The following is a 15597-nucleotide window of genomic DNA, read 5'->3' on the forward strand; positions in this document are numbered from 1 at the left end:
GAAATTCAAATATAAATGAATCTTTAAACAATCCCGCTTTTCCTTTAGACTTAAAAAAATATAAAGTAGCTACATAATATGAAAACAGATTCTTTTGCTTTAAGACACATTGGCCCGAGAGAAACAGATTTACAACACATGTTGAAAACCATAGGAGTTGACTCCATAGAGCGACTGGTTTATGAAACACTCCCGGATGATATTCGTCTAAAAGCACCTCTTGCTTTAGACCCAGCAATGACCGAATATGAATATTCCAATCATATCGCACAGTTGGGAAGCAAAAACAAAATGTTTCAATCGTACATCGGTTTAGGATACAATCAAGCTATTGTTCCTGCGGTTATTCAAAGAAATATTTTTGAAAACCCAGGATGGTACACTGCATACACTCCTTACCAAGCCGAAATTGCACAAGGTCGTTTGGAAGCTATTTTGAATTTCCAAACTATGGTAGTTGAACTTACCGGAATGGAAATCGCAAACGCTTCTTTATTGGACGAAGCTACTGCAGCTGCCGAAGCAATGGCTTTACTTTTTGATGTAAGAACTCGCGATCAAAAGAAAAACAACATCAATAAATTCTTCGTTTCTGAAGAAATATTACCTCAAACTTTATCGGTTTTAGAAACTCGTTCTACTCCAATCGGAATAGAATTGGTTGTTGGAAACCACGAAACTTTTGATTTCTCATCAGACTTTTTCGGAGCAATCCTTCAATATCCTGGAAAATATGGTCAAGTAAACGACTATACTTCATTTATTGCAAAAGCAGCAGCTAACGAAATTAAAGTAGCCGTTGCAGCTGATATTTTGAGTTTAACAAAACTAACGCCTCCAGGAGAAATGGGAGCTGCAGTAGTAGTTGGAACTACACAACGTTTCGGAATTCCGTTGGGTTATGGTGGGCCACACGCTGCTTATTTTGCTACCAAAGACGAGTACAAACGTTCTATGCCAGGAAGAATCATCGGGGTAACTGTTGATACTAACGGGAATCGTGCCTTGCGTATGGCTTTGCAAACTCGTGAGCAACACATCAAACGTGACAAAGCGACTTCAAATATTTGTACTGCCCAAGTTTTGCTTTCTGTAATGGCTGGAATGTACGCTGTATATCACGGACCAAAAGGTTTGCAATATATCGCTGATAAAGTTCACGCTTTGGCTGCAACTTTGTCTAACGAATTGGAAAAACTAGGTTTACAACAAACCAATACTGCTTTCTTCGATACAATCGTTATCAAAGCAGATGCTCAAAAAGTTCGCACTATTGCAGAACAAAACGAAGTAAACTTCTACTACATCGACAACAATACAGTTTCTATCTCTTTGAATGAAACTACAAGTATTGCCGATATCAATAAAATTGCTGGTATTTTCGCTTCCGCAAATGGCAAGCAAGCAGCAACAATCGAAACTTTATCAGAGGCAAATCATTTCCCTGAAGATTTAAACAGAACATCATCTTTCTTACAACACGATGTTTTCAACAAATTCCACTCAGAATCAGCGATGATGCGTTACATCAAAATGTTGGAGCGTAAAGATTTATCATTGAATCACTCAATGATTTCTCTAGGATCTTGTACCATGAAACTGAATGCAGCTTCAGAGATGTTGCCATTAAGCAATGCACTTTGGAACAACATTCACCCTTTTGCACCGCTAGACCAAGCACAAGGATACCAAGAAATGTTGTCTAAACTAGAACAACAATTAAACGTAATTACCGGTTTTGCAGGAACTACTTTGCAACCTAACTCAGGTGCACAAGGAGAATATGCAGGATTAATGGTAATTCGTGCGTACCACCAATCGCGTGGCGATCACCACAGAAATATTGCTTTAATTCCATCATCGGCTCACGGAACCAATCCGGCATCTGCAGCTATGGCGGGTATGAAAGTAATCGTTACCAAAACATTGGAAAACGGAAATATTGACGTAGAAGATTTGCGTCAAAAAGCAATTGAACACAAAGATGACCTTTCTTGTTTGATGGTTACTTACCCATCGACTCACGGGGTTTTTGAGAGCGCTATTATCGAAATCACAAGAATCATCCACGAAAACGGAGGACAGGTTTATATGGACGGTGCCAATATGAACGCACAAGTTGGTTTGACCAACCCAGCAACTATTGGAGCTGACGTTTGCCACTTGAACCTTCACAAAACATTCGCCATCCCTCACGGTGGTGGTGGACCAGGTGTTGGACCAATTTGCGTGGCTGAGCATTTAGTTCCTTTCTTACCATCAAACCCAGTTATCCCAACTGGCGGAAGCAATGCCATTACAGGTATTTCTGCAGCCCCTTGGGGATCGGCATTGGTATGTTTAATCTCTTACGGTTACATCACAATGTTAGGCGCCGATGGATTGAAAGAAGCTACAGAACACGCTATCTTGAACGCCAATTACATCAAAGAAAAATTAAACGGTCACTACGACACTTTATACTCTGGTGAAATGGGTCGTGCGGCTCACGAAATGATTTTGGAATGTCGTCCTTTCAAACAAAAAGGAATCGAAGTTACCGATATCGCAAAACGTTTAATGGATTATGGTTTCCACGCACCAACCGTTTCTTTCCCAGTGGCAGGAACCTTGATGATCGAACCAACCGAAAGTGAAAACCTAGAAGAATTAGACCGTTTTTGTGATGCCATGATTGCCATTCGTAAAGAAATCGAAGCAGCAACCATCGAAGACAGCAACAACGTATTGAAAAATTCTCCTCATACATTGGCAATGCTTACTGCCGAAACTTGGGATTTCCCATACAGCAGAGAGCAAGCTGCTTTCCCACTGGATTACATCGCCGAAAACAAATTCTGGCCTACCGTTCGTAGAGCCGATGACGCTTACGGAGACAGAAACCTAGTATGTAGCTGTGCGCCTATTGAGGCTTACATGGAGAGCTAGAAATTACAGACTGCTGACCCCGGGCGATAGCAAACTGGCGAAGCATTTTAGATTGCAGATTATATACAAAACCCTTTCAGTTATTTTAGCTGAAAGGGTTTCTTATTTTTATCAGAATCATAAAAAGAATAAGGAGTAGCTATTTTGTTTTTCATAAAAACATCTTTCTAAAACCCGAACGCACAGATTGCAACCTAGCATCAACGAACAAACAAAGCAAATTCATGTTAGTAGTGCAAATTGATAAAACTTTTAATACATTAAATGATATATTCATTTTTTTTTAATTAACTTAACTCACAAATCTTAACTAAATAATTTCATTATGCAAATTTCAAAGATGTTACTCACTATTTGCTTGTCATTTGTGCTTTTTGGGTATGGTCAAAATAAACTAACAGGAAAGGTTGTCGATTTTAACAATAAACCCGTAGCAAAAGCTAAAATATATTTAGATTCCATATACTCCAAAGTGGTAACAAATAAGAGTGGCGATTTTGAAGTTTCGGTTACTGCAAATGTGAGCACAATTAATGTTTACTCTCATGAATACGGATTATTATCCTCAAAATATAATAATGAAGAGAAGATGAGTTTTGTATTTTTAGAGACTGATCAATCAAAAAAAAATAAAAAAAAGAGTCATGTTTCAATAGCATATTCAGAAACAAATCAAAAATATGTTGTTTCTGAATCAAACACAACAAATGCCTCAACTGATAAGCGGATTTACAACACTGTTTATGATATGATAAGAGGTAAAGTGGCAGGAGTGTCCGTTTCAAATGATAACAAAATAACTATTCGTGGATTTAATTCAATAAAATATACTGGTCCTCCATTATTTGTTGTTAATGGAATGGTAGTCACAAATATTGATTTTCTTATTCCAAATAATATAAAATCAATAGAGGTTTTGAAAGATGCTGAGGCTTCTATTTACGGATCTCGAGGGTCTGCCGGAGCCTTAGTAATAACAACAAAACAATAATTTTCATTAGGTCTAAATTTAAAAGAATGAGCACCCCCTTTCAGTATTAAAACTGAAAGGGTTTTTCATTTATAAGAATTCTGAAGAAAAATTTAGGAGCAGATGTTTTCCATTCTTCATCAGCATTTCTCCTGCTGTCTGCTATATCCATCTCGTAGAAAAAACGAGATGGGATGCCGCTCCCATCAGGGCTATTCAACACATTTCATTTTCATAAAATATCTTCCCAAAAAACCTTTCCAATCCTAAACATAATCAATCTCTTAACCTTAAAAATTTTTATTTAAAATCAAATGACATTTATCCTTTTAAAACAAAGAATTAATTTTTTAACAAAAAACACTGGCTTTGTTATTTATAGTGATTCCAAGAATAAAATGCATCATTTAATAATTTTCAATAAAATATATTCAATAATTTTGCCATATATTTAATATTCCGTAATTATATGCATGCATAGTAAATAATTTACCCTTTGTACATTTATTATAATTAATTTAGCCGAAATTTATTCTGGAAAATATCAAAATGAAAATAAAAATAACTGGTATAGGAAGCTATATTCCTGAGAAAAAGATTAGCAACACCGATTTTAGCGAACATGTTTTTTTAAATGAAGATGGTTCTCCTTTTGCTTATCCAAACGAAGTCGTAATTAATAAATTTAAAGGAATCACGGGTATCGAAAAAAGACGTTATGCTGAGGATAGCTATACTGCTTCAGACCTAGCTTTTTTTGCTTCCCAAAAAGCAATAGAGAATGCAGGAATAGATCCTGAAACACTTGATTATATCATTTTTGCACACAACTTTGGTGATGTAAAATTTGGCACAACCCAATCGGATATTATCCCAAGTTTGGCAACTAGAGTTAAACATCAATTACAAATAAAAAACCCAAAATGCGTTGCTTACGATATTCTTTTTGGATGCCCAGGTTGGATTGAAGGCGTATTGCAAGCCAATGCATTCATAAAATCGGGTATGGCAAAAAAATGTCTTGTCATAGGTGGGGAAACATTGTCCCGTGTGGTAGATGCACACGATAGAGATTCCATGATTTACTCAGATGGAGCTGGTGCCTCAGTTATTGAAGCCTCAGATGACGAAACTGGAATGTTGTCTTATGAAAGCGCTACATATGCAGCAGAAGAAGCAAACTTTCTTTACTTTGGAAAATCATACAACCCAGATTTGGATCCCGATACCAAATACATCAAAATGTACGGTCGAAAAATTTATGAATTTGCCTTAAGCCAAGTTCCTGCAGCTATGAAAAGCTGTTTGGACCAAAGTGGATTAGAAATCGATGATGTTAAAAAGATCCTGATTCACCAAGCCAACGAGAAAATGGATGAAGCAATCATTCAGCGTTTTTACAAATTATACGGACAAACACCTCCAAAAGATGTTATGCCTATGAGCATACACGAACTGGGAAACAGTAGCGTTGCCACCGTTCCCACATTATTTGACTTATTAATTCAAGGAAAAATAGAAAATCAAGAAATTAAAAAAGGTGACGTATTGCTTTTTGCTTCTGTTGGAGCAGGAATGAACATCAATGCCTTTGTTTATCGATATTAAACTAACCTGTACGCTTATTTATTTTAAGCCCACTCACTTTTTTTAGTGCAGCGGGCTTTCTTTTTGAAAACAAGATTAAAAACACAGAATACATCTCAAAAATCAACCGATATTCTTGGACAAATTTGAAATTACAAACCGTATAAGAAACAGAATCTTTATATTTGCAAACTCTAAAGCAAAAGCGATAGTCAAATAGTAAAAACATGTACGAAAAAACGTTTCCCAATAAAAGATTCAAATATACTTTAGAATTTTTACAAAAACACATTTCTACTTCAGAAACCATTTTTGATTTAGGCGTGCCAAATCCTTTTTCCAAAATTATGGAAGAAAATGGATATACTGTAAAAAACACTACAGGCGAAGACATAGACAACAATCAAACAGCATTACAAAAAGAAAATTATACCGTTTTTACAGCTTTTGAAATCTTTGAACATCTGTTGAATCCTTACACCGTATTAGAAAACGTAAAATGCGACAAACTACTAATTTCAATTCCTTTGCGTCTTTGGTTTTCATCGGCCTATCGTAGTAAAACAGATATGTGGGACAGACATTACCACGAATTTGAAGACTGGCAATTAGATTGGCTACTAGAAAAAACAGGCTGGAAAATCATCGACAGAGAAAAATTTACACATCCTGTTAAGAAAATTGGATTTCGCCCATTATTGCGATTTTTCACTCCTAGATATTATATTGTTTACGCGGAAAAAGCAAAATAAACAGCTTTGTCAAAGTTTTAAACTTTGACAAAGCTTTGAACAAAACAAATGAAATATTACATCGTAATTCCGACCTACAACGAAGAAGCCTTTATCGCTTTGACCTTGCAATCCTTGATTTCGCAAACTGTTTTGCCAAAAAAAGTAGTGGTTGTCAATGATAATTCGACCGATAAAACTGCCGAAATTGTTTTGGCTTTCGCCAAAGACAATCCGTTTATTACTTTGGTAAACAAAACTTCAAGTGCGGTTCATTTACCTGGAAGCAAGGTAATTCAAGCTTTTCAGAAAGGATTTGAGACATTGGACAAAGATTACGATTTAATCGTAAAAATTGATGCCGATTTAATTTTCCCTTCCAATTATTTCGAAACCGTAATTAAACATTTTCAATCCGACTCAACAATCGGAATGGCAGGCGGATTTTGTTACATAGAAAAAAATGGCGATTGGATTTTAGAAAACCTAACCGATAAAGATCATATTCGAGGCGCATTAAAAGCCTATCGAAAAGAAACCTTTCAACAAATTGGCGGCTTAAAACCTGCAATGGGATGGGACACAGTTGACGAATTGCTTTGCAAATACTACAATTGGAAAGTAGTCACCGATTCCACTTTACACGTAAAACACCTCAAACCAACGGGTGCTAATTATAACAAAACAGCGCGTTACAAGCAAGGCGAAGCTTTTTACACTCTTGGATACGGTTTCTGGATTACCGCAATTGCATCGGCAAAATTGGCAATGATGAAGAAAAAACCACTACTTTTTTTCGATTACATCAAAGGTTTTTGGAAAGCAAAAAAAGCAAAAACTCCTTTATTGGTTTCCAATGAACAAGCCAAATTCATTCAAAAGTATCGTTTACAAAAAATGAAGGAGAAATTGTTTTAATATTTTACGCTGCTGTAATTAAAAACAAAATCTAAAATTCCAACAAAATACAGTATTTTTGCGTACCCGTATTCTTTTTCTGAATACTGCAACCTGTAAACTGAATTCTAAAAAAATGATGCTCATTCGCTATACCTCTCAAATCGGGAAATATTTTTTAATGTGGAAAGAAATCTTCAAAAAACCAACAAAATGGTCTGTTATGAAAGGTTTAATTTTCAAAGAAGTCGATGATTTAATTATTGATTCATTGGGAATTGTTGCTTTCATTTCTTTCTTCGTTGGTGGAGTTGTTTCGATGCAAACGGCTTTGAATCTAACTAATTCTTTTATCCCAAAATACCTAATCGGATATGCCACGCGCCAATCGGTTATTTTAGAATTTGCACCAACTTTCATGTCTATCATTATGGCAGGAAAAATGGGATCTTTTATCACATCCAGTATAGGATCTATGCGCGTTACCGAACAAATCGATGCACTGGAAGTAATGGGAGTAAATTCTCTTAATTATTTGGTTTTCCCAAAAATTATAGCTTTGCTTTTATATCCTTTCCTAATTGGTATCGGAATGTTTTTAGGCATAGCCGGAGGTTATATCGCAACTGTTTACGGTGGTTTTGGTGCCAGTATTGATTTTATTGAAGGAATTCAGAGAGATTTTATCTCTTTCCATATTGTTTATGCTTTTACCAAAACTTTTATTTTTGGTATGCTTTTAGCTACTATTCCTTCTTTTCATGGTTTTTACATGAAAGGTGGAGCGCTTGAGGTTGGTAAAGCCAGTACAGTATCTTTTGTATGGACATCGGTTACCATCATCTTGCTAAATTATATTATTACCCAATTACTGTTAACAAAATGATAGAAATAAAAAACATAGAAAAATCATTTGGCGGTGTCAAAATTCTTAAAGGAGTTTCTTGTGTTTTTGAAGCAGGAAAAACCAATTTGATTATTGGTCAAAGTGGATCTGGGAAAACAGTTTTATTAAAATCATTATTGGGAATTCATACTCCAGAAGTAGGAACCATTTCTTTTGATGGACGTATTTACTCTGATTTAAGTGCGGATGAAAAAAGAGAAATCAGGACTGAGATAGGTATGCTTTTTCAAGGAAGTGCTTTGTTTGACAGCATGACTGTTGCCGAAAACGTGGGTTTTCCTTTAAAAATGTTCACCAATGACAGTAATTCTAAAATTCAAGATCGTGTAGATTTCGTTTTAAAAAGAGTAAACCTAATTGGTGCCCACAAAAAATTACCTTCTGAAATTTCTGGAGGAATGCAAAAAAGGGTTGCTATTGCTCGTGCTATAGTGAATAATCCGAAGTATTTATTTTGTGACGAACCCAATTCAGGATTAGACCCAAATACCGCTATTCTGATTGATAACCTTATCCGAGAAATTACTGAAGAATACAATATTACAACTGTCGTAAATACCCATGACATGAATTCCGTGATGGAAATAGGAGATCATATTTTATTTCTAAAAAATGGTGTAAAAGCTTGGGAAGGAAACAAAGAAGAAATTTTCCTTACCGAGAATGAAGCTATAGTAGAATTTGTTTATTCTTCTGAATTGTTTAAGAAAGTTAGAGAAGCATATTTAAAAGGATAAATTAGGCTTTGTTTTTTTCAAATAAAGTCTTTCGATATCCAACCCAGTTGATTAAAACAACTCCAATTAGAATCACAATTAAGGCGATTATTTGTTTTGAACTTATGGTTTCTTTTGCAAATAACCATCCTAAAAAAACGGCAATAACTGGGTTTACATATACGTAGGTTCCAACTTGTATCAAGGAACGCTTGGTTATTAGCCATAAATAAGCGACAAAGGCAAGTATTCCAAAAACAATAAGATACCCCAAACTCAACCAAGAAGTTAGAGATATATTGCTAAAAGCAAATCCTTCAGTCTCTTTCGTAAAATAAGACACGATCAAACAAAACAACCCTGCACTTATCATTTGCAAAGCGACATTCATTAAGGTAGGCAAATCAGTAGGATAGTATCTGGAAAATAACGAACCCAATGCCCAAGATATTCCTCCAGCAATAATTACTATTACCCCTAAAACAAAATGCTCTGAAAAAACAGATTCATTGACATCAAAAAGGATTATAACCCCTGCGAAGCCAATAACCAACCCCAAGAGCGAACTAATATTTGAAAAGTTTTCTTTCCACTTTGGATAATCCAAGATTAAGAAACAAAAAGGCAAACTACAAACTACTATCGAGGCTATCCCAGAAGGAACATATTGCTCTGCCCACATCACAGATCCTGTCCCTCCAACAAGCAAGAGAGTTCCGTAAATTGAATTTTTGATTATGGCTTCCTTACTTGGCTTTTTTAAATTCCCTTGTGCTTTTATCAAAATCAATAAAAGCAAACCCGCAATTACAAATCGCATTCCCATCAACATAAATGGTGGAATCGTTTCCAATCCCAAAAAAATAAAGAAATAAGTACTACCCCAAATAATAAAAATAGCAGCGAAAGCAAGATAAATTAGAAATTGATTTTCATTTTTAGACATATAATTTGGGGGAATTTTATAAAATAAAAAAATGATTTCTTTCTAAAAATTGAGTTTCCCCAAAATTCTTAAGAATTCACTTTTTAAATATAATAGTAATAAAAATATTAACTAAGATTTCATTTCAACTGAGAAACAATACCTTTTATTTCTTGTTCTTTACTTTTTGGATAAATCAACAAGACAGAATCCTTATCTACTATAATGTAATCATCTAGCCCGTCAACAATCACTTGTTTTCCTATAGCGGTTCTAATGATGTTATTGGATGCGTTTTGCAATAATACGATTGCATTTACAACTGCATTATTATTATCATCTTTTGGTAGTTTTTCATGTAGTGAACCCCAAGTTCCGAGATCGTTCCAATCAAAAGTGGCTGGAAGAACATAGACATTTTTGGCATTTTCCATGATGGCATAATCTATGGAAATATTATCCGATTTTGGATAATTTTCCTGAATAAAAGCACTTTCCTTTTCCGAATTATATACTTCATAACCCTCCATAAAAAGTGCAAACATCTCTGGTTGAAATTCTTCAAAAGCTTTCAAAATAGATCGCACGCTCCAAATAAAAATACCGGCATTCCATAAATAATTTCTGCTTTGTATAAATCGTCTAGCTGTTTTTGAATCTGGTTTTTCTCGAAACTGAATTACTTTTTTTATGGAACGACTATCTAACTTGTCAAATTCAATATAACCGTAACCTGTGTTGGGAGCCGTAGGTAAAATCCCTAAAGTCATTAAAGACTCTTCTCTTTCGCATAAATCAAAAGAGCGTTGCAAATTGGCCACAAACTGCATTTCGTCTTCGATCCAGTGATCGCTTGGAGCGACAACCATCACTGCATTTGGATTCAACTTTTTAATTTTCAATGAGGCATACAAAATACAAGGAGCTGTATTTCTCATGGCAGGTTCCAAAACAATTTGCTCTTGTTTAACCATTGGCAATTGCTCTAAAATCAAATCGTTGTAACTTTCGTGTGTCAGAATCAAAATATTCTCTTTCGGAATAATTTGAGATAATCGACTAAATGTTTTCTGAATTAAAGTCTCTCCTGAACCCAACATATCATGAAATTGCTTCGGGAATTCTCTCGTACTCACTGGCCAAAATCGCGAACCGATTCCGCCTGCCATTAATATTGCGTAATAATTTTTGTTCATTTTATTTTTTTACGTTCGCTACTTTATAGCTAATCATTTTAACCAGGCAATAACTCTACCTCGGCATTTGGGTTAAATAAATACAACCGTCCAGAACTTATTTCCAAACATTCGTATCGCTTGGTTCGTATTGCTATTTTCTTGAAAATCTTTCCATTTGAAATTCTAAAAACGCTACCGTAAGGAATATCAAAGATATAGTTTTTATCATTTGGTTTATCATACTGCTTTAGAGCCAATGCCAATGTGGTATCGGTATCGCTACTTGCTGTCGGATTTCTAAAATGTCTTGCCAACAATGGCAATAAATGATTCGGAAAAATCTCTGGACGGATAAATGGCACCATCATCCTTTGAAAAGAATGCTTCCATTCTCCTCCATGGGGTTTAATATGTCGTCCAAATTTTTCAAAAGCTACCAAATGCGAAATTTCATGAATCAGAGTAATCAAAAACCTGTATTTATTAAGACTCGCATTCACCGTAATTTCATGTTTCCCATTCATTCCTTTTCGGTAATCTCCATGACGCGTTTGTCTCTCATTTACAATTTTGAGATGCACCTGATGCGTAACAATCAGTTCAAAAACTGGCTTTACGGCATGTTCCGGCAAATATTTTAAAAGTGTTTCGGGCAATTATATGAGATTTTGACAAGTGATTATTTCTAAACTGAATACAGATCAATAATTGTTAGAGCAGGTTTAAAATAATTTAAACCTGCTCTAATGTTAAATATTAAAATATTTTAAATACCCATTATTTAAATCCTTTTTCAAATTTCCATCGGCATCAAAAAAATTAAGGTAATCTTTTTGAAGACTAAGATTTTTTTCTTCTATTTCCCTAACTTTAGACTTACTAATATCTAATACTTTAGCTTTTTCTACATACTCCAAACTACTTTTAAAATCATTCAAAAACAAAAAACTAGAAGCAATATTCATATAACAAGCCCATACCGCCTCTTTTTGTTTTTTATCATTTACATCAAATTCTTTCGAATATGCTTCCATCTTTAAAATAAAATTACCTAAGAAATTTTTACTTGCAACAACATAATTATAACGTTCTTTTGCTTTACTATCGACAAACGCATTAACATTATCTCCTTTTATCTGCAAATTATGATTTTTAACAAATTCTGAATTTTCTTCTAATGTCAATAAATTGGTTTGAATCTCAGAATTAGCTTTCTTCCAATTTTTAAAAAGATCAATCTCTTCATTAATTTTTTTATAAAATGGATGTTTATCTTCTTTAGACATCCTAGAAAAAAAATAGGTATTGGGAAAATACTGTACATCTAACCAGGAAGATAATGCAGGGGCGACAGTACTCTGGATTGAATGAATTAACTCATTCACAATTAAATTTTCCTCAATGTATTTATTTAGATAGCTTTTTACTTCAGCTTTAGTTTTGAAATTATAAATTCTAGGAGTACCATCTGTATTTTTATCAGCTCCAGGCTTTGAATGTGAATTTTTAACCACAATTGTTTTCTCCAAAAAAGTTTGATTTGTCATGCTGTTCTTCAGTTGGCAAACTACATTATACCCATAAAAAACTTCAAAATAGTAAGGAGTTTCTCCACTACTGCTTTGTTTTATTTCTCCATAATAGGTAATATCCTTAATCTTTATGTCAGCTATAAATTTGCCGTCCATTTTATTACAATCTTTATCATAACGCAAATTGATGAGTGAGGATAATCCATTGATCAACTGATCTTCTTGAAAAAAAGTATTATACTCCAATCTTGTTCTTGATTGCATTGCTTCGCCATCAATAATAACTTTAGTCGGCTGAGCTGATAAATCCAATTTAATGCAAAAAGATTGATACTCATTTGTAATATACTTTTCAGGAAAACCGAAACTATAAAAAGTCTGATAGTCACTTTTATAAGATTGAGCATTTAAGTTGGTTGCTACAAAAAAACAAAATAATACAATTTTAAAAACACGCATAGTTACAATCATGGTAGGTTTGGTTAGATTAAAAAAAATCAAAAATAATATGCTTTATGAAACACAAAAAAACTCAAGAAAGTGGGTACTTAAGGATTCGTGGAAGAAACGGGCAATACTTTACCGTTAAAATATTTATTTCCTGTAAGCGTAAAATCATAAATATAATTGGCCATTTCACTAGCCGAAAGTGGTGCTTGATAGCCTGGAAATGCTTCTTGCAACATTTCGGTTTGAACAGAACCCAAAGCCAAAACATTAAAAGAAATTCCTCGTTCTTTATATTCTTCGGATAATAATTCGGATAAGGTAATTACGGCTCCTTTACTGGAACTGTAAGCTGCCAATCCAGCAAACTTCAAACTTCCCTGCACACCTCCCATAGAACTTATGGTTACCACATGACTGCCACTCTGCAAATATGGCAAACAGATTCGGGTTAAATTGGCTACGCCAAAAACATTGACTTTGTATATATTTTCGAAATCATGTTGCGTCGTTTCCGAAAAAGGTCTTAGCAACAAACTCCCGGCATTATGGACAACGGCATCTATTCTATTCCAAGTGGAGGAAAGAAAATCAGTTACTTGTTGCAATTCTCCTTCGCTAGACAAATCGACCGAAAGACAAGTGATATTTTTATGGGAAATTAAGGCTTGATTTGTTTTTCTAGACAAAGCAAGCACCTGATGTCCTGCATTGGCAAACTGCAAAGCCAACTCCAAACCTATTCCTCTACTGGTTCCTGTAATAATAATATTCTTCATGAAGCAAAAATAGTCAAAACAGTTAAAAAACTGTAATTTTAAATTTTAAAAAATACATTTTTATCCTGTAATAAATAGACAAAAAATCTTAATCAACAAATAAAAACAAGAACCGAAAAACTGGAGAATAGTTTAAAAAGACTTAATATTACAAACTGCCTTATATTCTCGTAAATCAATATTATGCTAACATTTAACAAAAACTATTTTGGCTTTGCAATTCTACTATTTTCTATTGAAGTATTGATTGCACTTTATATCAATGACCGCTTTGTCAGGCCTTATCTAGGGGATGTTTTGGTTGTAATTCTAATCTATTGCTTTTTAAAATCCTTCCTCAAATTACCGGTTTTAACTGCTGCGATAGCTGTATTGGGTTTCTCTTTCACAATAGAATTTCTGCAATTTTTGAATATCGTCGAAAAACTAGGTTTAGAAAAATCAAAAACTGCCAGAACAGTCATTGGAACTTCATTCTCTTGGATTGATCTACTAACTTATATTATTGGAATTACAATCGTATTAATTATCGAAAAATATTGGCTTAAAAATAATCAGAAACTAAAAATAAAGTGAGAGTTTATATTCGTTTTAAATATCTAAAAATGAAACTACACTTTTTTACATATTTTTGAAAAAAGTAATGCAAATGCAACCCCTTACAAAATGATTGAAAACGTCCAATTTGAAGTAGCAAAAAACACAGACATAGAAGGCGTATTGGCCTTGCAAGACATTTACTTGGTATCCAATATGACCGAAGAAGAAAAAGCTTCGGGATTTGTAACTACACCCTTTTCTGTTGAACAATTACAGGAAGTAATTCGTCAAGAAGGCTTGTTTATTGCTAAAGACGATAACAAAATCATAGCTTATATTTTTGCGGCCAGCTGGCAATATTTTAGCCAATGGGCAATTTTTAATCACATGACTCCTATGCTTCCTAGTCTTTCGTTCAAAGACTTTAAAATGACTGATACCAATACTTTTCAGTACGGCCCTATTTGCATTGACAAAAGCTATAGAGGAAAAGGCTTGATCAATCCTTTCTTTGACTTTATGCGAATCCATCTTTTGAAAAGATTTCCAGTAAGTATCACTTTCATCAACAAAACCAATCTTCCTTCGCAGAAAGCACATATTGAAAAATTAAAATGGTCGGTTATCGGAGATTTTCAATTCAACAACAATAATTATTTCATTTTGGCTTATGATATGGGTCAATCGTCATTATAAATCTATCTAATATACTTTTTGTAGACTTTAAAAGTTTGAAAGAAAGCCAAAACCACAAAAAATAACGGAATACCAATCGGCATTATGTATTTTGAAAAAAGAAATGTCGTCTGAGACAAAGAATCTAACACAACGATTGCTCCCAACATTCCGAAAAAAGTCCCCAATAAGGTTCCGAATATATAATGATATTTAAGTTTAAAATGCAAGGATATGTGATTGGCATTCATTAAATGCAGATTCCAAGCTATCCAGAATGGGATTTGAAGAAAATTAAGTGCACACAAAATCATTCCTATAAGAAAAGGAGAGTATCGAACATATCCTTCCAAATAATTATGTTCTTCGACAGTTTGATTTGAATGGGCATAAAATAAATAGGCTAACAGCAAAAGAAAAAATACAGCAAAAAAATCAATACCTTTCATTAATTTCTTATTACCTACCAATTGATTGGCAAAAATCACCGTGCAATAAACCACTATAGTCTGCACAATAACAACTCCAACCAAATAAGAAACCAAAGGATTCATCCCGAATTTAGAAAAAACCTCAACTCCTACAATATTCAAATAGCTTAGCGGTAGTGAACCTACAAAACTCACCAAAAAACCAGCTGTTATATTTCTAAAGGGTTTCATCTTTCGGAAATTTAAAATTTTAAGTTGTATTGCCAATTCAAGTAAAATTAAAAAAAGTCTCTTTCAAAAAAATATTCCTAAAAATAATAAATCCAAACTCGAAAATTCAAGTTTGGATTTATG

15 protein-coding genes are annotated in these 15597 nt (G+C 34.0%); 9 read left to right on the forward strand and 6 right to left on the reverse strand.

What is annotated here, in order from left to right; all coding sequences use genetic code 11:
• Positions 1-78: 78 nt before the first annotated feature.
• From gcvP to B0E44_RS04050, 7 genes are all read left to right on the forward strand, one after another.
• Positions 79-2928, forward strand: a complete 2850-nt coding sequence (gene gcvP / locus B0E44_RS04015) for an aminomethyl-transferring glycine dehydrogenase (RefSeq protein WP_077370913.1) — start codon at positions 79-81, stop codon at positions 2926-2928.
• Positions 2929-3253: 325 nt separating this feature from the next.
• Complete coding sequence (locus tag B0E44_RS04020; protein ID WP_077370914.1) at positions 3254-3919, forward strand: TonB-dependent receptor plug domain-containing protein; 666 nt, start codon at positions 3254-3256, stop codon at positions 3917-3919.
• Between the two features lie 528 nt (positions 3920-4447).
• Positions 4448-5506, forward strand: coding sequence for a 3-oxoacyl-ACP synthase III family protein (locus B0E44_RS04025; RefSeq protein WP_077370915.1), 1059 nt, complete (start codon positions 4448-4450; stop codon positions 5504-5506).
• 206 nt (positions 5507-5712) lie between these two features.
• Positions 5713-6237, forward strand: coding sequence for a methyltransferase (locus tag B0E44_RS04035; protein WP_077370917.1), 525 nt, complete (start codon positions 5713-5715; stop codon positions 6235-6237).
• 48 nt (positions 6238-6285) lie between these two features.
• A complete protein-coding gene (locus tag B0E44_RS04040; protein ID WP_077370918.1) occupies positions 6286-7134 on the forward strand; it encodes a glycosyltransferase family 2 protein in 849 nt (282 codons plus the stop codon).
• Between the two features lie 115 nt (positions 7135-7249).
• On the forward strand, positions 7250-7999 hold the full coding sequence (locus B0E44_RS04045) for an ABC transporter permease (RefSeq protein WP_077370919.1): 750 nt from the start codon (positions 7250-7252) through the stop codon (positions 7997-7999).
• The gene (locus B0E44_RS04050) at positions 7996-8757 is read left to right on the forward strand and encodes an ABC transporter ATP-binding protein (protein ID WP_077370920.1); all 762 of its coding nucleotides are present in this window, start codon (positions 7996-7998) and stop codon (positions 8755-8757) included. Before B0E44_RS04045 ends, B0E44_RS04050 begins: the two co-directional genes overlap by 4 nt.
• A 1-nt stretch (position 8758) precedes the next feature.
• Here the strand turns inward: B0E44_RS04050 and B0E44_RS04055 are convergent, their stop codons facing one another.
• The 5 genes from B0E44_RS04055 to B0E44_RS04075 all read right to left on the reverse strand — a co-directional run bounded on the left by B0E44_RS04055 (position 8759) and on the right by B0E44_RS04075 (position 13597).
• A complete protein-coding gene (locus B0E44_RS04055; RefSeq protein WP_077370921.1) occupies positions 8759-9682 on the reverse strand; it encodes an EamA family transporter in 924 nt (307 codons plus the stop codon).
• 119 nt (positions 9683-9801) lie between these two features.
• Positions 9802-10857, reverse strand: coding sequence for a mannose-1-phosphate guanylyltransferase (locus B0E44_RS04060; protein ID WP_077370922.1), 1056 nt, complete (start codon positions 10855-10857; stop codon positions 9802-9804).
• A 38-nt stretch (positions 10858-10895) separates the two neighbouring features.
• The gene (locus B0E44_RS04065; protein WP_077370923.1) at positions 10896-11495 is read right to left on the reverse strand and encodes a SprT-like domain-containing protein; all 600 of its coding nucleotides are present in this window, start codon (positions 11493-11495) and stop codon (positions 10896-10898) included.
• A gap of 93 nt (positions 11496-11588) precedes the next feature.
• Positions 11589-12842, reverse strand: coding sequence for a hypothetical protein (locus B0E44_RS04070; protein ID WP_077370924.1), 1254 nt, complete (start codon positions 12840-12842; stop codon positions 11589-11591).
• 77 nt (positions 12843-12919) lie between these two features.
• Positions 12920-13597 carry an SDR family oxidoreductase gene (locus B0E44_RS04075; protein WP_077370925.1) on the reverse strand — a complete coding sequence of 226 codons (678 nt, stop codon included), beginning with the start codon at positions 13595-13597 and terminating at the stop codon, positions 12920-12922.
• 183 nt (positions 13598-13780) lie between these two features.
• On the opposite strand from B0E44_RS04075, the gene B0E44_RS04080 reads away from it, so the two are divergent.
• Together B0E44_RS04080 and B0E44_RS04085 are read left to right on the forward strand one after the other, a co-directional pair.
• Positions 13781-14173 carry a DUF2809 domain-containing protein gene (locus B0E44_RS04080; RefSeq protein ID WP_077370926.1) on the forward strand — a complete coding sequence of 131 codons (393 nt, stop codon included), beginning with the start codon at positions 13781-13783 and terminating at the stop codon, positions 14171-14173.
• A 90-nt stretch (positions 14174-14263) separates the two neighbouring features.
• Positions 14264-14833 (forward strand): GNAT family acetyltransferase, encoded by a 570-nt coding sequence (locus B0E44_RS04085; protein WP_077370927.1) that lies wholly within the window; start codon positions 14264-14266, stop codon positions 14831-14833.
• Positions 14834-14835: 2 nt separating this feature from the next.
• Here B0E44_RS04085 and B0E44_RS04090 read toward each other — a convergent pair whose 3' ends face one another.
• Entirely contained in the window at positions 14836-15474 is a 639-nt protein-coding gene (locus B0E44_RS04090; RefSeq protein ID WP_077370928.1) for a hypothetical protein, read from the reverse strand.
• Positions 15475-15597 lie beyond the last annotated feature (123 nt).

Origin of the sequence: Flavobacterium sp. A45 (assembly GCF_002001005.1) — a bacterium.
GTDB lineage: Bacteria > Bacteroidota > Bacteroidia > Flavobacteriales > Flavobacteriaceae > Flavobacterium.

Excerpts from the sequence above, each read along its gene's own strand:
- gcvP (WP_077370913.1), top strand. The coding sequence starts at position 79 with ATGAAAACAGATTCTTTTGCTTTAAGACACATTGGCCCGAGAGAAACA.
- B0E44_RS04020 (WP_077370914.1), top strand. The coding sequence starts at position 3,254 with ATGCAAATTTCAAAGATGTTACTCACTATTTGCTTGTCATTTGTGCTT.
- B0E44_RS04025 (WP_077370915.1), top strand. The coding sequence starts at position 4,448 with ATGAAAATAAAAATAACTGGTATAGGAAGCTATATTCCTGAGAAAAAG.
- B0E44_RS04035 (WP_077370917.1), top strand. The coding sequence starts at position 5,713 with ATGTACGAAAAAACGTTTCCCAATAAAAGATTCAAATATACTTTAGAA.
- B0E44_RS04040 (WP_077370918.1), top strand. The coding sequence starts at position 6,286 with ATGAAATATTACATCGTAATTCCGACCTACAACGAAGAAGCCTTTATC.
- B0E44_RS04045 (WP_077370919.1), top strand. The coding sequence starts at position 7,250 with ATGATGCTCATTCGCTATACCTCTCAAATCGGGAAATATTTTTTAATG.
- B0E44_RS04050 (WP_077370920.1), top strand. The coding sequence starts at position 7,996 with ATGATAGAAATAAAAAACATAGAAAAATCATTTGGCGGTGTCAAAATT.
- B0E44_RS04055 (WP_077370921.1), bottom strand. The coding sequence starts at position 9,682 with ATGTCTAAAAATGAAAATCAATTTCTAATTTATCTTGCTTTCGCTGCT.
- B0E44_RS04060 (WP_077370922.1), bottom strand. The coding sequence starts at position 10,857 with ATGAACAAAAATTATTACGCAATATTAATGGCAGGCGGAATCGGTTCG.
- B0E44_RS04070 (WP_077370924.1), bottom strand. The coding sequence starts at position 12,842 with ATGATTGTAACTATGCGTGTTTTTAAAATTGTATTATTTTGTTTTTTT.
- B0E44_RS04075 (WP_077370925.1), bottom strand. The coding sequence starts at position 13,597 with ATGAAGAATATTATTATTACAGGAACCAGTAGAGGAATAGGTTTGGAG.
- B0E44_RS04080 (WP_077370926.1), top strand. The coding sequence starts at position 13,781 with ATGCTAACATTTAACAAAAACTATTTTGGCTTTGCAATTCTACTATTT.
- B0E44_RS04085 (WP_077370927.1), top strand. The coding sequence starts at position 14,264 with ATGATTGAAAACGTCCAATTTGAAGTAGCAAAAAACACAGACATAGAA.
- B0E44_RS04090 (WP_077370928.1), bottom strand. The coding sequence starts at position 15,474 with ATGAAACCCTTTAGAAATATAACAGCTGGTTTTTTGGTGAGTTTTGTA.